This window comes from Bacillus thuringiensis (assembly GCF_022095615.2).
Classification (GTDB): Bacteria; Bacillota; Bacilli; order Bacillales; family Bacillaceae_G; genus Bacillus_A; species Bacillus_A cereus_AG.
This window is the reverse complement of sequence record NZ_CP155559.1, coordinates 2242241-2262819: the sequence shown is the minus strand read 5'-3', so window position 1 is coordinate 2262819 and position 20579 is coordinate 2242241. Positions and strand designations below refer to the sequence as shown.

Below are 20579 nucleotides of genomic sequence, written 5' to 3'. Positions count from 1 at the left end.
GTAACGGAACACTGTTCAAAATAATCCACATTATATTATTTTGAACAGGTATTCCCCTATTTTTATGGAAATATATAATTAAGAAAAACAATAAAATTGATTAATCTCTCACTTCTTTGTCCATCCTTTTAAAAAATCTATGTTTTTGTAAAAGGAGTGTTTATATGGAGAAACAGACACTTTGGAAAAAGTTCAAAAAAAGCTCTGTAAACCTCGGTAAATCCAGCGTATATGAAAGTATTATTTTATTCTATACAATGAAAAAGAAAGAATTACCTACTAAAGCGAAATTCATAATATTAGCCGCTTTATCTTATTACGTATTAACAATCGATTTCATTCCAGATATAGCTGCTATTATTGGGATTGGCTTATTAGATGATGTTTTAGCAATCGCTGTAGCGCATAAATACGTTATGAGACACGCAGATGCTGAAATTCGAGAAAAGAGCAAAGTAAAAATGGAGTCATTATTTACTTCAGCACAAGCATAATTAAACTATCTAGTCATTTACCATGAGAGCATTACAGAATAAATTCCTAAAAAGTAAAAGAATTTCTCTTAGTCCTCAAACTGTAAACAAATAGGGTGTCAGCACTTGTTCCTAAGTTCTGACACCCTATTATTTGTTCTTATATCTGTTATGCAATTGATTCATGATAGATTCCGGTAGAGAGATTCTTTCATAACGAAAGTCAATAACAGTACAGATAGTTTATACAGTTCCATGTGTCCCCTTATACAAAACTGCTATTGCCGCGACTATAAGAATCATCCCCATAAAAGCAGGTGCGGCATGACCAAGTGATACATAAATTTGCCCTCCAATAATTGGACCAATCATTCTTGCCAAAGCTTGAATAGATTGGCTTCCACCTTGAATCCTTCCTTGTTCACTAGAATCGACAGACTTTGAGAGCATCCCATTGAATGAAGGCCCGAAAATCGAGTCACCAAAACCAAACAGTAACATCCCAACGATTAAAAGAGGATATAGGGAAAACAAAGCAGATGCTGCAATAAAACTGTAGCCAATAATCTCCGAAACCATCCCAAGTATTGCTATTTGTTTATCACTAAGCTTGCCCACAAGCTTTGGCATTATAAAAGCTTGTGAAATGATGTCTTGAAAGCCCATAATTGAAAACATAAGTCCGATTAGTGCAGGCTTCCAGCTAAAAGTATCCATCGTAAGTTGTGTGAAAATTGCTTGTAAAGATCCGTTAGGTATCCAAAGTAAAAACGCTGAGACGAGTAACCATTTTAAGTGTTTCATAGAAAGTATATTTGCAAGTTGTACAAAAGGATTTAACCTTACAAAAGTAATCTCTTTTAACCTATTATTTTTGTCAAGACTCTCAGGCATATATTTCATCCCATATAATACATTGAATAAAGTTATGAGCGCTCCAAAATATAAAGGTACAGAATGACCAAACTTTGCAAGTAATCCCCCAAGAGTTGGGCCAATGATGGTTCCTACACCTACCACCGCACTTACCCATCCAAAGTATTTCGTTCTCTGTTCTGGCGGAATGATATCTGCAAAATATGCGAAAATTGTACTGATACTCCCGCCTGTTATACCTTCTATTATGCGTCCAGCAAATAGTACCCATAGGGCCCCTCCTATACCAAAAACTAAGTACCCGATTGCAGAACCGAAAAGGCATATTAAAAGTAATGGACGACGGCCATATTTATCGCTTAAAGCCCCGAGTGCAGGAGCAGCAAAAAACACGCAAACCGCATAAACAGCGGTCAGTAGCGTAACAACTAGAGCCTGTTCTTCCGGACTACTTATATAAGGCTGCACTAAGAATGGCACTACAGGCATAATGATGCTGAAACCTATACCACAAAGAAATACAGAAATAAGGCCGAATATTAAAGCATGTTTATCTATATTTTTTTCAGTTTCGCTTTCATTTTGTGATCTAAAAATAGACATTTAACTTCTCTCCTTAAAACATTTTGTTGCTTCGTCAACAAAATGATAACCCTGTTTTGTTGATTAGTCAACAAAAATACAATAATAAAAAGGTAGCCTTACTATGAACAGGCTACCTTTTTATTATTTAAATGTATCCCGCATGAACGGAAAAATAAGTTAGTTTTCGGGATTAACTACCCGTAAAAGCACGAATGCTTCAACTTTATTATGACTTAATATGTATACCTTGTTTCTTTATTTCTGCATCCAAATGCCTACTATACTTTTCCACGAAGCTAATTATACTTTCAAATTCTTCCTCAGTTACTTGCTCAAATACAGCTTTATCCCGATCTTGAAACTCTTTGTGCAAGTCTTCATGGATTTTATAAATTTCTTTCCCTTGTTCAGTAAGCCTAAAATAAACTTCTTTCTTATTTTCCGACTTTTGGTAGCTTTCAATAAGGCCTTTTTGTATGAGCTTCTTAGTCATTCTACTTATAGCACCGCGAGTCACATAAAAAGCCTCTGCAAGTTGTGTCACGTTAGAATCTGCATTGTTTTCAATATATTCAATGCAATGTACTTCAGAAGACTTAAAACCTTTAAGACCCTCTTCCATCTTATCCTTATTAAGCCACACTATCTTATTATATAATTCCCTGAAACCGTTCATGACCTGTTCTTCCTTATTCATGGCCTATCCTCCTAACCGCACATTCATACGTTAAAACCATTATATTAAATTTCTGTTTCCGTTTCGACTATATTGAAATAATTATTTTAACATTATAGAAATATGTAAACACAGGTGACTAACTAGAATAACTCCTTACACGGCAAATAATACAAGAATTATGCTACTTGTATTACGCAATATACAAAATATAAGAGCTAAGATCATTCCTCTTAGCTCCTCGTTCATAAAACTACTTTTTAAAATACTATTTCACTTCATTTGCTACAAAAAATTGCTCACAAACACTTGAAATGCGCTGCAAGTCTACATTTCCACCAGATATAACCGCTACTACTTTTTTCCCTTTAATATATGTATCCACTTTCCCTGCGAGTAGAGCAGCAGTAGCTAATGCGCCTGCACCTTCTACAACAGCTTTACCACGCTGTAATAAGTCTTTCATCGCTACTTCTAATTCGCTTTCTGATACTGTTACAATATCATCTACTAATTCTTTTACAACTTCAAAAGTTAAATTGCCTGGTATTTTAACCGCGCAACCATCTGCTATAGTAGGTGCCTCATAATGTTCTACAATTGTACCTTTGTCATAAGATGCCTTCATCCCATGAACATTATCTGCTTGAACGCCAATTATATTAATCGATGGATTAAAAGATTTTAATGCAACAGCAATACCAGAAATAATTCCGCCTCCACCAATTGGTACAATAACAGTATCTACATCCCACATATCATCAAGAATGTCTAATCCTATTGTACCTTGACCAGCCATTACCTCTACATCATCATATGGATGTAAGTATGTTTCACCTGTTTCCCTTATAATTTCCTCACATTTTGCCTTCGCATCATCAAAGGTTTCACCATGTAAAATCACTTCAGATCCATACCCTTTAGTTGCTTCAACTTTCGCCTGAGGTGCAGAAATCGGCATCACAATTTTACTCTTAATGCCAAGTAAATGAGCAGATAAAGCAACCCCTTGTGCATGATTACCAGCGGAACAAGCAATTACTCCTCTCTCTTTTTCTTGATCTGTCAACTGTGACATTTTATTAAACGCACCACGGAATTTAAACGAACCCGTTAATTGCATATTTTCTAATTTCAAGTGAATTTCTCCGCCTGTTTTACTAGTCAAATAAAAAGATTTTACTAATGGCGTTTTACGAGCATTTCTGTCTAGAATGTTTTGAGCTTTTTTAATGTCTGCTATATGTAATGGTAGTTTTTTAGTTATCATACTAACACCTCTTCCAATGATCTTATTCCTAAGTTTTCGTATGTAGCAACTCCTTTATACGAAACCACGTATATTATGTAAAAGTCTTTATATATGTACCTCACTCTGTAATACACACATTTGCAAACAATTCAACATCCTCTTCATATCACGTTCTTTGTAATGATTTAGGCATGCAATTTGGATCCAGTTATTCTTTTGTAAATACGCTGATTCATAATGGACGATATATCCTTGTAACGCTAACGCATCTCCTAACGCTTTAGAAGAAAGACCTTTATGTAATTGAATGGTAAGTATAATTGACGCAGCATGTTCTTTAGGTGAAATAAGTTTTAAACTCATAGTAGTAATAGCTTGTTCAATATATGCATACGTCTCTTTTATTTTTTCAAATGCCATTTCATCTTCGAATCTTTTTAATGCTTCTTGCAATGCATACATTAAATTCCATGAATGTGAATATGGAATACTTTCATTTTCTTCGTACATACCAATGTCCATATAGGCCGGTAATGTCTCATTTACTTTCACATTGTGATTATAAAAAACGAAAGATAATCCAGTAAACGATTTAATTGCCTTTCCGCTAACGCCGCTTGCAAAATATACATCCTTTAAATTTATCGGTATTGCTCCAATCGAACTGATACAATCTACACATAATTTCATTTGACGCTTGTTACAAAGAGTATTTAGTCCGTCTAAATCATTTAACATTCCAGTTGACGTTTCATGGTGAACAAACCAAAGCCATTCATAATTTCCAGTTTCCATTATTTTTTCTAATTCTGTATAAATAAACGGTTCTCCCAATTCTTTTTTATACGTATCAAAATATAATTGCGCGCGTGTTGCATGTCCAACTAATCTATTACCAAATTCCCCATTTGTTAATACTAGTCCTTTCCCTTTTAAAGAACATAACTGTAAAGCAATCGAATCATTCGCCAATGTCCCTGTTCCTAACATGATTTGCACACGTTTTGCTTTTGTCATTTGCAGTAAACGTTTTTTCACATTTTCCATCGTCACTTGAAATGACTTAGAACGATGCGAAGTAGACTTAGTAGAAAATGCCTTTCGAACATTCTCTTCCATATCGACTGGACCAGGTAAAAACGTATATTCCTTCGTCATAATACCCCCAACACTCGATGCTTCAAACATAGCAGGGGTAACATACATTGGCTGGAAGGCTGCTTCTTCTGTTCCAACTAACGTATGGAAAGATTTGAATCCCATTTGCTCATATAAAGGTAGTTCACGAGTTGTAGCAGAAATGAGCGCCAATTCATATCCATTTAGAAGCAAATAACGATGTAAAAAGCGAATTAAACCTAACAATGCTCTTCCACTTCGATATGCACGTTCTACTGAAAGCAAACGAATTTCATATACATTTTCTCCATGTTCTTGAAAATAGAAATCTAGATTTGAAATTTTATAGTCTAACGAGAATGGTCGTTTTCCTCGCAACGCAACCATACCTACCACTTTATTGTCGTCTAAACAAATTAAATATGTATTTTCTTCATGGAAACGATCTATACGAACACGCTCTTTCGTTTCTTCATGTTGCGGAATTTCTTCTACAAATGTTTTATAATTCAATTTATGTATACGTTCAAATTCCCAAGCTTGATCAGCAACTTTATAAATTAACCCCATGCCTTATCTCCTTTATGTATTTAATAAAAATTATAAGTGGAGATTAACTCCACTTATTAAAAATTCATTTCATTCTCGATTTACATATAAAATAAGTACAATGATAAGAGCACTTAAAATAATCGTAACAATAGAGTAAGAATACAAAATCATGCAAACCGGTAAACAAGCGATTGTAATTAAGCCTGGCTTAGTAAATCCTTTAAAAATCAAATAAAATATAATGAAAACAACAACAAGAGTAAGCGCTATCAAATAATCAAATGCGATTAATCCTCCAATAAAAGTGGATATGCCTTTTCCGCCCTTGCCTTTAAATAAAATTGGGTAAATATGTCCAAGTAAAACAGCCAATAAAGCTAACATTATGAATGTAGAATCTTCAAAAAGGTATTTTGCAATAGAAACTACGATTGCTCCTTTGATTGCATCACCTAAAAATGTAGCAATGAAATACCCTTTTCCATATACGCGCCCCATATTTCTTGCGCCAGGATTACCGCTTCCTTCATCTCGAATATCAACGTTATGTCTCCATTTTGTTACTATATAAGCGGTCAATATGTTTCCAAATAAATAAGAAGCTACCAAATACAAAAATTGTATACTATTAATCATGAAATCATTCACTTTCTACATGGGAGTACTTATACAATATTCAATGACCATGTATATTGTACTTTTCTTGCTTTACATCCCTTTATACATCTTAACATCATATATTTACAAATCATACAAAAATTCTCATACAGCTATTTTTAAAAATATATATTCTTCATTAAATAATATGTTCCTTTCACTGCTGGTTCTGATTGTGATACAAATGTAACTTCTCCTATACTCTTCTCACAGCATTTCTTAAATTCATTATATATTTCAGGAACGAAACGTAGTATGCTACCACTTACTGCAATTGAAGTTGATACATCAAACTGCATCTTATTGTATATATTCACCGTAATTCTCGTTAATTCCTTAGCCGCTTGCAAAATAATTTCATGTGCGTCATCATTCCCATTCCTCGCTTCCTCAATAATGAATGGTGCAATTGCTGCAACTTTATCTTTTGAAGAACTGTATACTAGTTGTTTTATATGAGACGATGTTAAAAGTTGAAATCGATCTTGCATCCTTAAGCTTAATTGACAAAGTCCCATTCCTTGATCAAATTGATTTGCCATTCTCTTTAAACCTTGTAACGCAATCCAATATCCGCTTCCTTCATCTCCTAAAATATGTCCCCATCCACCACTATACTCGTACACTTCTCCTTTCTTTCCAATACAAATTGCACCTGTACCGCCAATCGTTAAAATTCCATCCTTCCCTTTTAAAGTAGCTGCATGTGCAATCATTGCGTCATTTAAAACTTTAATTTGAGTTCCGTACTTCTTTTTTAATCGTAATGTTAATTCATTTGTATTTGCTCCACTTACACCCGCTAATCCTAAACAAATACAAACGCAATGCCCATTTAATAACCCTTTCTGGCATTGATCAATCACTTCCATAATATGCACAAAAACTTCTTCAAAATCTATTAATATATTCCCAAAACCACTTGTAGCTCTTACAAGTCCATTTCCCTCTTTATCAAATGCAATTGCTTCTGTCTTCGTTCCCCCGCCGTCTATTCCAATCATATACTTCATACGTTCGCCTCATTCTCTTCAAATTGGAGGGAATGTTATGTTCCCTAAAACTACAGATTGTTTTGCACCTGTTGCGCTCGGCACATTACTCGGATTACGATGATGTGTTTCGTTTGCTAAAATGGCAAAGGCGATTGCTTCCTTCGCCTCTGAAGAATAGCCTATATCTTCTTGAAGGAATAATGCACATTTTTCTTCTTTCAATCCATTTCGTATCATTTCAACAAGTGTATCATTATAACTCCCACCACCACCTAGAATTACCTCATCGATTTCATAATACGGCAAAATAAACTCCTTATAATGATAAACAATTGAACTTGCTGTAAACATCGTGACAGTCGTCAATATATTTTCTTTACTATGCTTTTCAAACCGCTTCAATAATTCACATACAAATTCTTCTCCAAACTGTTCTCTACCAGTTGATTTCGGTGGATTCATTTTCAAAAATGGATGATTCATACAATATATCAAAATTTCTTCTACAACTACTCCCTGTTTTGCAACCTTACCATTGTGATCATACGGCAAATGAAATAACCTTTGACATACTTCATCCATTACCATATTACCTGGACCTGTATCAAATGCTATGACGCTCTTCTCACTTAGTTGACTTGGTATTACAGTAACATTACCAATCCCGCCAATATTTTGTAGTAGTCTATTTTTAGTATGGTGACGATACAAAATAATCTCTGAATATGGTACAAGTGGTGCACCTTGTCCTCCTGCTGCCATATCCATCGTTCGAAAATTAGAGATAACCGTCGTTTTCGTTTCATACGCTATAACTGCTGGTTCTCCAATTTGTAATGTGGAAGGAATCCTAGTACCATCTTGCTTTGGCTGATGATAAATCGTTTGTCCGTGAGAACCAATTAAATCTAATTGTCCCAAAGGAAAATTGGCCTCTTTACAAACTTCCTTTACAGCATTGGCGAAGCATAAACCGAGTTTGAAATTTAAACTGCATATGAGTTGGACATTTGAATTTTCTATTGATAATGCCTGCTGGATCTCATTTTTCATATCATTATAAAATGGCACAGTAGTAAAATGGATGAGTTCAACTTTAGAACCTACACCGCTTCCTTCTATATGAACGAGTGCTACATCTATTCCGTCTAACGAAGTACCGGACATTACCCCTGCAATATACATAACATGCATAACCTCCTATTTACTAAAAAACAATCATGTAAGTTACAAACGTACAGCCAATTGAAAATATTATAAATCTAAAAAACAGCTGCACTTTTGATGTAAACGACCCATCAATGAAAGAAACAACTACTGTAAGCAAAATACTTGCCGCAATGCTTGTAACGAGCCATATACTGTGCATTTGTGATAGATTTAACATTCTTAATAAAGGTACAAATAGTAAATTCGCACATATCACTCCAAATAGTAATAAAAATACACCTTTATAACTAAATTTTATATTCATTCCATTTCACCCTCTCTGGACTTCATGTGAAAGAAGTGATAGGCAAAATACCTATCACTCATAAATACAGTATAAAAATCACAGATTAACAGATTCTCCGTCTCCATTCTTTTCAATTTCAAGCATATTTTTGTCGTACATTTTAAAGAATGGTAGATAAATAAGGAATGATATTGCTATATTTATGAAAACTAATACAATTGCACGCCAATCTCCGCCTGTAGCTAAATACGCACCAATTGGAGCTGGTAATGTCCACGGTGGCATAATATGTGTTGGCGTTACAAATCCCATTGCAGTTGCTGAATATGCAACAGTTGCTGTTACAAGTGGTGTAATGATAAATGGGATAATTAAAATTGGATTTAGTACAATCGGTAATCCGAATATCACTGGTTCATTAATATTAAAAATACCCGGAACAATACAAGTTCTTGATAATGCTTTCGAATATTTTGATCGACCAAATACAATCATAGCTAATACAAGCCCTAATGTCGCACCAGAACCGCCAATCCATATAAACCATTGATATAACGGCTCTGGTGAAATGAATGGCAACTGATCAGCTCCATTAGCAACTGCTTCGCCATTTTTCCCTAGGTATACTTCCCATAATGGCCGAGCAACAGTTCCAACAACCGACACACCATGGATTCCAAATGACCAAAAAAACGTAATTAAAAACACTGGAATGATTACACCGAAGTAACTATCCCCAGCTTTTACTAATGGTGCTGCTAATTTATCAACAACATGGTGTAAATCAATGCTAAAAACGACAGTTACTAGACTCATTATAATAATAACGAATGCAGCAGGTATAAGTGCTTCAAATGAACGCGACACAGATGGCGGTACTTGTTCTGGCATTTTAATCATTACATTTTTCGTCTTACAAAACCTTAAAATCTCTACGGATAAAATAGAAACAATCATCGTCACGAATAATCCATGACCTCCTAGATTTGTCATCGGAAGCATAAATCCTTTTTTATCAATTAATTCAGGCGTTACTGTTAATAGCAGTGAACATACTGCAAGCTGAGCTCCCGATAAAGCATCTAACTTATAACTTTTCGCTAAATTATATCCTATTCCAAACGCTATATATAAAGACATAATGAACATCGTTAAACGATATGGTATTAATATACTTGTTTGATTTTTTAATGCCCAAACGGATATGAAACTATCTTTCGGTAATGGTGGAAATGCTACGATTAAAAAGAAACTCCCTACTATAATAAATGGTAACGCCGAAATAACTCCATCACGGATTGCTTGTAAATGCCTTTGCTCAGAAAGCCTTGCCATCGGTCCAGATAAGTTTTTATCAAGAAACGTGACAAACTTATTCATAACGCTTCCCCCTAACGAATTAAATCATTTACAGTTTTTAATAAAGTCGGTCCACCAAGCGGCGTATATGCTTGCGGCGGTATGATACCGCACGGGATAGATTCCGCTTCTGCAAATTTTTTTACAGAGTCAAATCGGTGTCTAATTTGAGGTGCAACCATTACAACATCCCAACCATTCTTTACTTCTTCTTCCACCTCACTTGTTCCAATCGCATGTACTTCCATGTTTACACCTTTTTTCTCTGCCTCTTTTTTTAAAGCGCTTACAACGATTGCACTAGACATCCCTCCAGAACAAACGAATAAAACCTTCATTTATGAATCCTCCTATACTTATAAATTATCCCCTTCGAATGAAAGGAAGTTTCACTTTACTAACAAGCATATGAAGAAGTGAAAGAATTTAGTTATGATGAAAGTAAATTTCAGTAAAAATATTTTTCCTATTAAATTAATGTTTCAATATGCAATTTTCTCTATTGCAAGGCCAACCCTGCCCCAGATAATATATTAGATAATCATATGATAGGGAGGCGTATAAATGATTGTTAAACGTTTATTAATGATATGTTGTATCGTCATCTTTTTTATTCCTTTCTCTTTCATTTCCCCTCACTCTACTTATGCTGAAGTAAATACTACGTACAAAAAACATGAATTACGTGCTGTATGGATCGCATCTGTTCTTAATATTGATTGGCCATCAAAAACTGGCTTACCTATTGAAAAGCAAAAACAAGAATTAATAAGATTGCTAGACGATGTAAAAAGCACTGGTATGAATGCAGTGGTTGTACAAATTAAACCAACTGCTGATGCTTTTTATCCTTCCAAATACGGTCCTTGGTCAGAATACATTACGGGTACACAGGGAAAAGACCCTGGATACGACCCACTCGCATTTATGGTTGAAGAGGCACATAAAAGAAATATAGAATTCCACGCATGGATTAACCCATACCGAATAACGATGAATCACACTGATATAAATCGATTATCAAATGATCATCCTGCAAGACAACATCCCGATTGGGTTGTACCATATGGTGGAAAGTTATATTACAATCCCGGTATTCCAGAAGTGAAAAAATTCATAACAGAAGGTGCTTTAGAAATCGTACAAAATTACGATATTGATGCGTTGCATATGGATGATTACTTTTATCCATATAAAGTAGTTGGCGAAGAATTCCCTGATCAAAAAACGTACGAAACGTATAATAACGGTAGATTTACAAATATAGAAGATTGGCGACGCGGCAATGTAAATGAACTTGTCAAAGGTCTAAATACTGCTATAAAACAAGAAAAATCATACGTAAAGTTTGGCATTAGTCCGTTCGGCGTATGGCGAAATATAGCTGACGATCCAACTGGGTCTAACACAACTGCAGGTCAAAGGAACTACGATGACCTTTACGCTGACACACGTGAGTGGATACAAAAAGGTTATATTGACTACATTACACCGCAAATATATTGGAATATTGGTTTCACACCCGCTGCATATGACATATTAGTAGACTGGTGGGTAAAAGAAACAAATAATAAACCGATTCACTTATACATCGGTCAAGCGGCCTATAAAATTAATAATAACTCTGTCCCAGCTTGGTCTGATCCGGAAGAATATCCAAGACAGATTGTATTAAACCGGCTATTTTCTGAAATAAATGGGAGTATGCATTTTAGCTTAAAAGATATTAATAACAATCCACTAGGGGTTAAAGATAGACTCGCAAAAGACATATATAAACATCCTGCACTAATCCCGCCTATGCCTTGGCTTGATCATGATCCACCAAAACAACCGACTTTAAAAGGGGCCATTCCAAGAGATGAAGGTATTGCTGTAGGTATCATTGATGATAGAGAGAATGACTCTGCTTATTACGCAATTTACCGCGCGAATGGAAAAAATGAAGTGGATATAGAAAATCCGAAACATTTACTTACTACTGTAAGAAAAACAAAGCTTGGGGAAATTTATTTAGATAAAACAGTTATTTCAGGAGAAACGTATACGTATGTCGTAACTGCAGTTGATCGATTGCATAATGAAAGTGTCGCTTCTAGTAAAACTACAGTTAAAGCAAAATAACATCTAATAAAAAAAGCGCCTTAAAAGCTAAGAACTATAGCTTTAAGGCACTTTTTTTATTTATTTTTAAACTTCTCAGTCGCTGCTCTCATCTTCACATTCAAATCGTGATCAATCGAGTCACGAATATCTCGCTCGACTACTTCCATTTCTTTTTGGAAATTTTGCAAGTAGATTTTTAGTTCTTCTTCTTTTTCTGGTCGTTGTGAAGGTGGTAATTGTACGACTAACGATAGCATAGCTGTTAAATCTTTCATTAAAAACGTTTCAAGTTTATGTTGTTGCTCAAACATACGCTGCTCCTGATAATACGGTAAGGCATTTAATACTGAAATTGTAATATCATCAACCGTTCGTTGTAATGAAGGATTTATTGAGCGTTTATACGCTTGAATTGTATTTAATGCATCTGGATATCGATCATAAAAATACAATTTATAAAACGATAAGTCTGTCGGTTTTACTGTTTGCTGCGTTTCTTGTCTTAAAAAATCTTTTACTTTTATCGCCGCTACATCAATATCTTCATTTGTAAGTTTTTTCGTTGTTTTTGCCATTACATGCACTTTTTTCTGTTTTTCTTTCGGTAACATTGAGAATACTTGCTCTCTCGTACGTTGACCTGATGCACAGAAAAGAGTGTTTAATGTATACTGTTCTTTCTTTCCTTCCGTACGAATCCAGCGATAAAAGAGTGGATGTTGTGTAAATTCTTGTAGAAACGGTAATGATTTATTCGATAACTTATCTAAAGAATCATGTGCTCTTTTATATGGTTTCGTCCATGAAAAATACAGTTTACGTCCGAAATATACAACTAAAACAACGACAGTAAATGCGATTAAAAGCAATGTACCTAATAGTACTAATACGGTTTGAATGAAACTCATTTTTTCACCTCCTCTAAAAGTCTGTTATTTCCTTGGACGCTGAATGAGTTTTTGTTTCATTTCATCATTAAATGTGTCTAGTTCAATAACAAACTTCTTACTTGACTCGATAATGCGTTCTGATGATTTCTCAGAAGCTTCAATCGCAGCAAATACATTTTGGAATGATTCGCGTAATTTATCCATGCTAATTGCAGGATTTTCAAGAAGTTTTGTTGTTTCTTCTGTATTTTGTTTTAATGCTTGTGAGTTACTTAATACCATTGATTCAATTGCTTCATTTGTCGCATTCACTGCATCAATTGTTTTACGCTGATTTGTTAACGCTAGCTGGATAGCAGCTGAAACTGTTACAACGTTTTGCGTCATCGTAATTGCATTACGAATTGCCTCTGTTAACTTTTCATTATTTTTCTTAATAATGTCTACAGATGCGATAGATTGTAATAAAACACTTTTCGCTTGCTGCATATTACGTGTACGCACTAGAATCTTTTCTAACGCATCGTTAATTAATGGAATATCTCTTTGACGTTCTGGATTTTGTTTCTCAGCTTCCAGCATGCCAGCGAGTTTTCTTCCTAAGTATACTTGTTTATCAAGAGCGTGAATTTTATCGTGCGATTGCTCTTTAAGCATTTCAAGACCAACTGTATCTTCTTGTAAGTTGTCACGACCAATTAAAAGGGATCTTATAATCTCCTCAATTTGCTTATCTATAGATTGATATTTATGCACGTATGTTTCAAGTGGGTTTTTCTTGAATACTTTAAACATAATTTTCTTCATTCCACTTGCTTTTAATGAATTCGGATCAAGCTCTGATACCACTTTTCGTAATTCTAACAATGTATTTGGTATTTCTTCGTTCTTTCCATTCATCATCGCTGTTACAGGACGTTTTAACGCTGACAACGTTTGTCCTGCTGCTTGTTGCTCTTTATCCCCTAAATCTCCTAGCTGGGACAATACTTTTGATAAATCTGTATTTTGCTCGCTATTTAACTTTTGTACATAAAGATCAGCTTCTTTATTCAATTCCTCTAATTCTGCATCTTTTATAACTGTATCAACCACTACTTCTACATTATTATCTTTCACAATCGATACAGGTTCTTTTTTCTCGAGTTCAGTCAACAAAATCGCTCCTTTATTTATATGTGCGAATTTATTTGCACTATATATTTCATCTCATTCATCGAATTCCACTTGTTTGAAACCGATTTTCAAGAAATACCTGCATATGCAGTCATTCCCTGTTTCTTAGTATAAGTATACCTGTTCTCAACATTATTTTCCTCAGACTTAAGACCTAGAGAACAACATGCTGAAGGCGGATTCTTCGTATATTACGTATATAAATTATGTTCTTCTTATCCTACTGTACTCAATCTTTTGACATATACCCTTTTTCAATGTGATAATTAAATTGCGCTCACTCCTATTTCTTCTTGCGCGCTACGAATGCTCCATTTTGAAATGCCAATAACACCGTTTCAAATATTTCATCTTCTTCAATCATTTTTCTAAACTCGGCTAACTCACTCTCGTGAGAAGTAGCATTATCAACAACAAGAAAACCGTTTGGTTGTAAAATGCGTTTTATATGCTCAAGCCACCACATGTATTGCGTACGCTCTGAATCTAGGAAAATAAAATCAAATGAATGATTTAGCTGCGAATCTAAAAATGCCCCTGCTTCTTGATTATGAACATCAATCCTTTGCAAAAGGTTTGCCTTTTCAAAATTGACAAGTGCCTCTCCAACTCGTTCCGAAGAAAGCTCTACAGTTGTTACATTTCCATTTGTTTCTTCTACCGCGTTAGCTAACCACAATGTAGAATAGCCATTAGAAGTTCCAATTTCTAAAATATTTTTTGCACTACACCCTTTTACTAAAATTGATAAAAATTTCCCCATCTCACGAGAAATATTCCGTAATTTTTCTTCCCGTGTTTTTTTATTTCGATCATGCTCTTCTCCATATTGTTCAAGTTGAAATAATAATGAATCTAACGTATCCATTTTTTCATCGCCTTTCCAAAGCAATATGATGAAAAAGCTCTTGCTGCCCGTCTACTTTCATTATATGCGAAACGAAAACCTTTTTCTCGTTATATGACAAAGATTTAAATTTTTTTATAGCATATTGTTTCGTTTTTTGGTAAAGTTAATTTCTACGTGCAATTATTCCATTCATACTATTTTTAATTCAATTGCAGTTATTAAATCATATAAACCCCAATTAAATGAATCGGTATTTCAAATTCAATTAAGCGCCCTTTCCGGACGCATTTTCTTTTGTTTATATATTTCTAGAAGAAAGGATGCTTACAATGAACGTGATTAGCTTAGATGCTGCTAGAAAACGAAAACAGCATAAAAAATTAATGATTACTATACCGATTATTTCACGTATTTATGAAGAAGACGGGGAAATTAAATTTGAGGTAGCCGGCGAAAAAGATGTACCTCTTGAAATGTTAGAAAAATAATAAAAAAGACGCACTTCTAAAGAAATGCGTCTTTTTTATACTATTACATTTAAGTGCATAAGTTTTTCAGGATTAACCATCATATAAATGTTTGAGATTTTCTCATCCTCAAATGCGAATGAAAGTACATACATCACTTTATTATTTATTGTAACTATAACGCCCGGTGCACCATTTACTATTTTGAAATCAACACTATACTTTTCTGGCAATCTTTTTGCAATTCCAAAGAACAAACGTATAATTTTATCTGCAGAATAAATCGGATTAATAGCAGTTGTAACTTTACCACCACCATCTGCTTTAAATATCGCATCTGTTTTTAATACTTCTAACATGCCTTCTGCATCCTCACACTGTAATGATGATACAAACTTTTCCACATAGACAGCCATTTTCTTCGTACTTAGTGTTGATTGCTTCGGCTTATCTAAAATACTTTTTCGTGCGCGTTGAAAGATCTTCCGGCAATTCACACTACTCTTATCAACAATTGAAGCTATTTCTTCGTATTCATAACTGAAAACCTCTCTTAATATGAAAACAATCCTTTCTACCTCAGATAGTTGTTGTAAAAGTAATAAATATGCGGTTGACAGGGATTCTTTCATTATAAATGACTTTGATGACTCATCACTCTCTTCTACAAATGGCTCTGGTAACCACATCCCTACATATACATTACGTTTATGCGCTGCCGAACGTAATTTATCAATTGAACGATTTGTCGCCATTTTACACAAATATGCTTTCATATTTTCTATAGATTGAACATTCTCTATATTATTTACCGCGATAAATACGTCATGAACGATATCTTCAGCGTCCATAACACTCCCAAGGATTCTATATGCTAATGAAAATAATAATGGTTGATACGCTTCATATAATTGCTCCGTTTCCATGATGAATTGCCTCACTTTCATATTGCTTTAAAATGTGTAACGCTGCACGTTTCCCGCTTGCTACCGCAGCATCAGCTAATATTTCATCATGCCCTGCCCAATCTCCTGCAACGCAAACACCTGGCATTTCAGGTATATTAGGGCCCGGTTTTTCAACACGGTCAATATGAGGAAAGTCATGTACTACTGTTATTTTCGGTAAATATTGCTGTGCAACAACTTCTCTTTTCCAATTTGGATGTAACAACTCCATCATACTTTCCAACTGTTCTTTATCTTCATGAATATGATTCATCTCTAGCACAGGATTATGGTACTTAATTAGACTCACTGCAATTGCTCCATCTTTACTTAATTTGGCTGCTCTTGATTGATTCGTGAAAAATATAGGTTGATCTAACCCTAATGCAAACTGATGTGTTGGGTTGGTTAAGCGTCTTAAACCAATATCTAATGCAGCGACGGTAACCGGTACCGATTGTTCACTCCATCTATACAAACTTGTTCCTTCTGCACCTTTTATTATTTTACAAGCCTCTTTTGGTGGAGTTGTCACGATGACTGTACCTACTTCAAATAACTCATCGTCAAAACAATGTATTCTTTGTTTATCTTCGTAATGCTCTATTTCCAAAACATGTTTATTAGCCGAAAATTGCACCCCGAGATTATTCGCTATATCTCTTAATTTTTTTATTATCGTCTCCCAACCACCATCTACATAAAATACTCCTTCTTTCATAGACAGCTGTATTTGCTTTAGTACAGATGATGCTAATTGCATTGTAGGAGCAAACGTATATGTTGTCGTTCGGCATAACGCATAAAATATATTTCGAACCATTGGATCTTTTATTTCTTTTTCTGCCCATGTAGTTAGACTCATTTTCGGCACTTCCCCTACATTTAAATTCCCTAAATGAATCATAAGACGCGAGAATTGTACTTTTGCAGCCCATGAAAGTAGTGGAGTTGCTAAAATAGAGCGAAAATCTGTGGGGATTGTAAATACATCCCCTTTCCATATTCCATGTGCTTTTGTAGATGGCATTCCACCTGGAAGATTCAAACCTAACTCATTAAAAGTTAAAAATGCTGCGCCTCCTCTGTATAAAGCATGTGCACCAAGATTCATGCAAACGCCATTTTTATTTACAGTCATCCCTCGACCACCGAAGCGACTGGATTTTTCCAATAAAATAACTTTCCTCCCAGCTTTCGCTAAATATATAGATGCTGTTAATCCAGCAAGCCCACCGCCAACAATTGCTACATCAAATGTATTCATAATAAAATCCCTCCTTATTCGTTCTACATACAAGACGAACGATTAACGAGGGATGTGACATTCAGTGATACATAATTTATTTTCTAATCCATTACATGCTGATGCCAAATTTTTCTTTCTTCTTCACTCATTCCTCCAATTATTTTTGAAAAATCTATTTTTCTATCAAATGAGTCTTTTAACATGTAAAATTGTTCAAACGAACCTGTAAATATTTCTAATGAACGAGAACAACAAATCGTTTTAAGGTTATCAATTGTTGCGCCATCTAATTCTAATTCCTTTAGTCCTTTCATTTTACCTAATGCGGTTCCATCCTTTACCTTTGTATCTGTCAGCTTTATATTTTGAATTGACGAATTGTGTTTTAAGCAATTAAAATTAACAATGATGCTGTTTTCAAATTCAATCGTTATTAATTTTTGCAAAACAAATAAATCCAGTTCACTAACATTTTCTAAACCTAAAATATATAAATACTTTAAAGAATCTACTTTTGAAATTGCATCGAGCTGCTCACAATTTGAAATATGTACTGTAAGAGACTCTAAATCTTGAAACTTCGGTAATAATGAAAAATCTTGAATACTAGTATGTGAAATGTCTAATTTCTTTAATGATGATATTTCCAAAAGTGCCGATAGAGTATTTATCTTCGTATTTTTTATATTCATTTCTTGTAAGTGCTTCAAATGTAATACTGGCGTTAAATCTTGAACCGGGTTATTAACTAAATATAACTTCTTTAAAGAATCCACTCGTTCTAATCCTGTTAAATCCTTAATTTCATTTCCAGATAAAATTAGCTCTCTCACTTCCGTACACATCTGTAACGGACTAATATCTACTAATCCATTTCCACCTAAATATAATCTCTTCTCTCTAATAAACTTGCCTGCACACTCAGGTGGACCCACTATATTTCTCCAATTCTCATCTAAACTATCGTACCAATCATTAATGTTTTTTTCAGATTGAAATATTAATTGAGGATGTAAAACAGGTAACTCAATGTTAAATAAAGCGTCTAAAAAATGTATATTATCGTTAGCACCATAACTCCAATATAAATAGTCTTCTTCTTGGTGAATGGTGAAATTTTTATTTTTTAGCGTTTGTAAAATAAATAGTAACAAGTCTGAAATTCTATTCGCAATTACATATTTTACTTCTTCATCTCGTCCAAAATTAATAACTTGTCCCACTTTCCCCTTTTGATCCGGGGCAACATCTATTCCTATATTATTACCGCCATAATCTTTACTAATAGGTATCCAATTGTGATTCACATATTGTTCCTTAATACATTCTGCTGGTATTGAAAATGCATCAAAATTTAAAAAATCATCCTCTTCAATTCTTTTCCATATTCTCCACTCATCCAAAACTTGATCTAATGAAAGAAATGGCAAACCAAAAAATAACCCTGGTCCTGATTTATCCTCACCGTTATGTGCAAGATAAAGATTACGTAATTCATCTGGAAACGCAATTCCCATTTCATTTTCAGCATCTTGAATTTCTTCTATTGTTGCAGGTGCATTCAAAAACGGTTGAAAGTATTTTTTCAATTCAACTTCCAACTCTTTTAAAATAGTATGATTCATTTTCTGCACTCCCCTTATAATACAAATTAAAAAAGCGCTATCTTTTACATTAATTGTAATTAATAGCACCTTTTTTCGCAATGAAACTATTGTAATTATATTGCATACAAACGAACAATTTTATCACTTTACAAACCAAAAGCAGCAACGCTTTCACATTTCAATAACTAGACTCATATCCTAAATTCAAATTGCATGAAATTATAAGAAAGGCAGGTAATACAAATGACTTCTAGTATCGACTACACTTCCCCCTCAACTAATTTCACCCATGATGTAAGTAAAAGTAATTTTTTTCAGAAAGATGCCCAGAATTATATAAACGTACTTGGTATGAAGCAATTAAATACGTTAGAAAATACTTCTTTATTAGATATTTATTTAAGTACAGGAAATGTTGTAGAGCCACATATTCATCAAAATGCAGCTGAACTTGTTTACTGTATTTCAGGATCTGCGGTTGTTTCTTTACTTAATCCTTTTACAAATCATATATTAAACTTACCGATAAAACCGGGGCAAGTTGCAAACATTCCAAAAGCGTGGTGGCATTATGAAATTGCTACAGCAGATGGTACTCATTTATTAGCTATTTTCGACGCTCCAACCCCAGAAGTTATTTTTGGTTCTGATATTTTAAGGTTAACTCCCGCGAATATAATGGCTCATACTTACTGTCTCGATGAACAACAATGGAAACAAGCGGTATCACCTATTCAATCTACTACAGTAATTGGTCCGTCAGCAAACTGTAATCAAAACCGCGGAATGATAAACCCACCAACTCAGCCTCCTAGTCCACAACAAAATTTATATTACCAAGATTCATATTATTTCCCTCTTTACTGGGGATATTAATTTATATTATAAAAAGACAATTAATTATCTCCTCGGAAAATACGTAGGAGATTTTTTATTGTATATCCCCTATTCCTATTTATTATCGTAACAATTAATAGAGTACATACATATAATAGTTATATATTTAATTGGAGGTGATAGTACTATGAGTAATTATAACTATCGAAAAAACTACTCCCATAATAAAAATAGTAGTTCATCAACATCCTCTCAGTCTTCGAATTCTCAATCTTCCAATTCCCAATCACAAAGAGATTTAGCTGAGCAAGGCTATGTAAAGAAAAAAGGATGTAATTGTAATAAAAACAAATGATTTATTACGAATTTGAACAATAACATTTCAACGCACACGATAAATAATTTACTTCCCTTTTATTTAAAAGATGAATTCTGTTTTTAATAGAATTC

General features: G+C 34.2%; 20 protein-coding genes. 4 read left to right on the top strand and 16 right to left on the bottom strand.

All coding sequences use genetic code 11. The features are described 5' to 3' along the window. The first annotated feature begins 164 nt into the window (after window positions 1–164). A complete protein-coding gene (locus KZZ19_RS11615; protein WP_000415089.1) occupies window positions 165–494 on the top strand; it encodes a YkvA family protein in 330 nt (109 codons plus the stop codon). 222 nt (window positions 495–716) lie between these two features. On the opposite strand, the gene KZZ19_RS11610 is transcribed toward KZZ19_RS11615, so the two are convergent. The 10 genes from KZZ19_RS11610 to KZZ19_RS11565 all read right to left on the bottom strand — a co-directional run bounded on the left by KZZ19_RS11610 (window position 717) and on the right by KZZ19_RS11565 (window position 10338). After that, a complete protein-coding gene (locus tag KZZ19_RS11610; RefSeq protein ID WP_237981128.1) occupies window positions 717–1952 on the bottom strand; it encodes an MFS transporter in 1236 nt (411 codons plus the stop codon). Window positions 1953–2160: 208 nt separating this feature from the next. Further along, window positions 2161–2631: a MarR family transcriptional regulator gene (locus KZZ19_RS11605; RefSeq protein ID WP_217613628.1), complete on the bottom strand. Its 471-nt coding sequence runs from the start codon at window positions 2629–2631 to the stop codon at window positions 2161–2163. Between the two features lie 247 nt (window positions 2632–2878). Beyond that, window positions 2879–3880 (bottom strand): bifunctional threonine ammonia-lyase/L-serine ammonia-lyase TdcB, encoded by a 1002-nt coding sequence (gene tdcB, locus KZZ19_RS11600; RefSeq protein ID WP_237981127.1) that lies wholly within the window; start codon window positions 3878–3880, stop codon window positions 2879–2881. Window positions 3881–3967: 87 nt separating this feature from the next. Further along, complete coding sequence (locus tag KZZ19_RS11595; protein ID WP_237981126.1) at window positions 3968–5551, bottom strand: aminotransferase class V-fold PLP-dependent enzyme; 1584 nt, start codon at window positions 5549–5551, stop codon at window positions 3968–3970. 69 nt (window positions 5552–5620) lie between these two features. Then, a complete protein-coding gene (gene plsY, locus KZZ19_RS11590) occupies window positions 5621–6169 on the bottom strand; it encodes a glycerol-3-phosphate 1-O-acyltransferase PlsY (RefSeq protein ID WP_098342486.1) in 549 nt (182 codons plus the stop codon). 140 nt (window positions 6170–6309) lie between these two features. Then, complete coding sequence (locus KZZ19_RS11585) at window positions 6310–7203, bottom strand: BadF/BadG/BcrA/BcrD ATPase family protein (RefSeq protein ID WP_237981125.1); 894 nt, start codon at window positions 7201–7203, stop codon at window positions 6310–6312. An 18-nt stretch (window positions 7204–7221) separates the two neighbouring features. After that, window positions 7222–8370, bottom strand: coding sequence for an anhydro-N-acetylmuramic acid kinase AnmK (gene anmK, locus KZZ19_RS11580; protein WP_237981124.1), 1149 nt, complete (start codon window positions 8368–8370; stop codon window positions 7222–7224). 22 nt (window positions 8371–8392) lie between these two features. After that, window positions 8393–8659, bottom strand: coding sequence for a hypothetical protein (locus tag KZZ19_RS11575; protein ID WP_071745916.1), 267 nt, complete (start codon window positions 8657–8659; stop codon window positions 8393–8395). 78 nt (window positions 8660–8737) lie between these two features. Next, window positions 8738–10021 (bottom strand): PTS sugar transporter subunit IIC, encoded by a 1284-nt coding sequence (locus KZZ19_RS11570; protein ID WP_237981123.1) that lies wholly within the window; start codon window positions 10019–10021, stop codon window positions 8738–8740. A gap of 11 nt (window positions 10022–10032) precedes the next feature. Next, window positions 10033–10338, bottom strand: coding sequence for a PTS sugar transporter subunit IIB (locus tag KZZ19_RS11565; protein WP_226545345.1), 306 nt, complete (start codon window positions 10336–10338; stop codon window positions 10033–10035). A gap of 226 nt (window positions 10339–10564) precedes the next feature. Here KZZ19_RS11565 and KZZ19_RS11560 point away from each other — a divergent pair, with 226 nt between their 5' ends. Continuing rightward, window positions 10565–12124: a glycoside hydrolase family 10 protein gene (locus KZZ19_RS11560; RefSeq protein WP_237981122.1), complete on the top strand. Its 1560-nt coding sequence runs from the start codon at window positions 10565–10567 to the stop codon at window positions 12122–12124. A gap of 56 nt (window positions 12125–12180) precedes the next feature. On the opposite strand, the gene KZZ19_RS11555 is transcribed toward KZZ19_RS11560, so the two are convergent. The 3 genes from KZZ19_RS11555 to KZZ19_RS11545 all read right to left on the bottom strand — a co-directional run bounded on the left by KZZ19_RS11555 (window position 12181) and on the right by KZZ19_RS11545 (window position 15040). Further along, window positions 12181–13014 (bottom strand): DUF3974 domain-containing protein, encoded by an 834-nt coding sequence (locus KZZ19_RS11555; RefSeq protein WP_098342493.1) that lies wholly within the window; start codon window positions 13012–13014, stop codon window positions 12181–12183. Window positions 13015–13038: 24 nt separating this feature from the next. After that, window positions 13039–14151 carry a toxic anion resistance protein gene (locus KZZ19_RS11550; RefSeq protein WP_000137398.1) on the bottom strand — a complete coding sequence of 371 codons (1113 nt, stop codon included), beginning with the start codon at window positions 14149–14151 and terminating at the stop codon, window positions 13039–13041. A gap of 304 nt (window positions 14152–14455) precedes the next feature. Further along, on the bottom strand, window positions 14456–15040 hold the full coding sequence (locus KZZ19_RS11545) for an O-methyltransferase (protein WP_237981121.1): 585 nt from the start codon (window positions 15038–15040) through the stop codon (window positions 14456–14458). Between the two features lie 311 nt (window positions 15041–15351). Here KZZ19_RS11545 and KZZ19_RS11540 point away from each other — a divergent pair, with 311 nt between their 5' ends. Further along, window positions 15352–15510, top strand: coding sequence for a hypothetical protein (locus tag KZZ19_RS11540; RefSeq protein ID WP_001100983.1), 159 nt, complete (start codon window positions 15352–15354; stop codon window positions 15508–15510). Window positions 15511–15545: 35 nt separating this feature from the next. Here KZZ19_RS11540 and KZZ19_RS11535 read toward each other — a convergent pair whose 3' ends face one another. From KZZ19_RS11535 to KZZ19_RS11525, 3 genes are all read right to left on the bottom strand, one after another. After that, window positions 15546–16415: a sigma-70 family RNA polymerase sigma factor gene (locus KZZ19_RS11535; RefSeq protein WP_098342495.1), complete on the bottom strand. Its 870-nt coding sequence runs from the start codon at window positions 16413–16415 to the stop codon at window positions 15546–15548. Further along, a complete protein-coding gene (locus tag KZZ19_RS11530; protein ID WP_237981120.1) occupies window positions 16393–17703 on the bottom strand; it encodes a phytoene desaturase family protein in 1311 nt (436 codons plus the stop codon). The genes KZZ19_RS11535 and KZZ19_RS11530 overlap by 23 nt, the downstream gene beginning before the upstream one ends. Window positions 17704–17786: 83 nt before the next feature. Then, window positions 17787–19310, bottom strand: a complete 1524-nt coding sequence (locus KZZ19_RS11525) for an SMI1/KNR4 family protein (RefSeq protein WP_237981119.1) — start codon at window positions 19308–19310, stop codon at window positions 17787–17789. Between the two features lie 225 nt (window positions 19311–19535). Here KZZ19_RS11525 and KZZ19_RS11520 point away from each other — a divergent pair, with 225 nt between their 5' ends. After that, window positions 19536–20168, top strand: a complete 633-nt coding sequence (locus KZZ19_RS11520) for a cupin domain-containing protein (protein ID WP_217613618.1) — start codon at window positions 19536–19538, stop codon at window positions 20166–20168. Window positions 20169–20579: the final 411 nt, after the last annotated feature.

Excerpts from the sequence above, each read along its gene's own strand:
- anmK (WP_237981124.1), bottom strand. The coding sequence starts at position 8,370 with ATGTATATTGCAGGGGTAATGTCCGGTACTTCGTTAGACGGAATAGAT.
- KZZ19_RS11585 (WP_237981125.1), bottom strand. The coding sequence starts at position 7,203 with ATGAAGTATATGATTGGAATAGACGGCGGGGGAACGAAGACAGAAGCA.
- KZZ19_RS11545 (WP_237981121.1), bottom strand. The coding sequence starts at position 15,040 with ATGGATACGTTAGATTCATTATTATTTCAACTTGAACAATATGGAGAA.
- KZZ19_RS11610 (WP_237981128.1), bottom strand. The coding sequence starts at position 1,952 with ATGTCTATTTTTAGATCACAAAATGAAAGCGAAACTGAAAAAAATATA.
- KZZ19_RS11565 (WP_226545345.1), bottom strand. The coding sequence starts at position 10,338 with ATGAAGGTTTTATTCGTTTGTTCTGGAGGGATGTCTAGTGCAATCGTT.
- KZZ19_RS11605 (WP_217613628.1), bottom strand. The coding sequence starts at position 2,631 with ATGAATAAGGAAGAACAGGTCATGAACGGTTTCAGGGAATTATATAAT.
- KZZ19_RS11575 (WP_071745916.1), bottom strand. The coding sequence starts at position 8,659 with ATGAATATAAAATTTAGTTATAAAGGTGTATTTTTATTACTATTTGGA.
- KZZ19_RS11570 (WP_237981123.1), bottom strand. The coding sequence starts at position 10,021 with ATGAATAAGTTTGTCACGTTTCTTGATAAAAACTTATCTGGACCGATG.
- KZZ19_RS11520 (WP_217613618.1), top strand. The coding sequence starts at position 19,536 with ATGACTTCTAGTATCGACTACACTTCCCCCTCAACTAATTTCACCCAT.
- plsY (WP_098342486.1), bottom strand. The coding sequence starts at position 6,169 with ATGATTAATAGTATACAATTTTTGTATTTGGTAGCTTCTTATTTATTT.
- KZZ19_RS11540 (WP_001100983.1), top strand. The coding sequence starts at position 15,352 with ATGAACGTGATTAGCTTAGATGCTGCTAGAAAACGAAAACAGCATAAA.
- KZZ19_RS11560 (WP_237981122.1), top strand. The coding sequence starts at position 10,565 with ATGATTGTTAAACGTTTATTAATGATATGTTGTATCGTCATCTTTTTT.
- tdcB (WP_237981127.1), bottom strand. The coding sequence starts at position 3,880 with ATGATAACTAAAAAACTACCATTACATATAGCAGACATTAAAAAAGCT.
- KZZ19_RS11595 (WP_237981126.1), bottom strand. The coding sequence starts at position 5,551 with ATGGGGTTAATTTATAAAGTTGCTGATCAAGCTTGGGAATTTGAACGT.
- KZZ19_RS11555 (WP_098342493.1), bottom strand. The coding sequence starts at position 13,014 with ATGAGTTTCATTCAAACCGTATTAGTACTATTAGGTACATTGCTTTTA.
- KZZ19_RS11615 (WP_000415089.1), top strand. The coding sequence starts at position 165 with ATGGAGAAACAGACACTTTGGAAAAAGTTCAAAAAAAGCTCTGTAAAC.
- KZZ19_RS11525 (WP_237981119.1), bottom strand. The coding sequence starts at position 19,310 with ATGAATCATACTATTTTAAAAGAGTTGGAAGTTGAATTGAAAAAATAC.
- KZZ19_RS11535 (WP_098342495.1), bottom strand. The coding sequence starts at position 16,415 with ATGGAAACGGAGCAATTATATGAAGCGTATCAACCATTATTATTTTCA.
- KZZ19_RS11530 (WP_237981120.1), bottom strand. The coding sequence starts at position 17,703 with ATGAATACATTTGATGTAGCAATTGTTGGCGGTGGGCTTGCTGGATTA.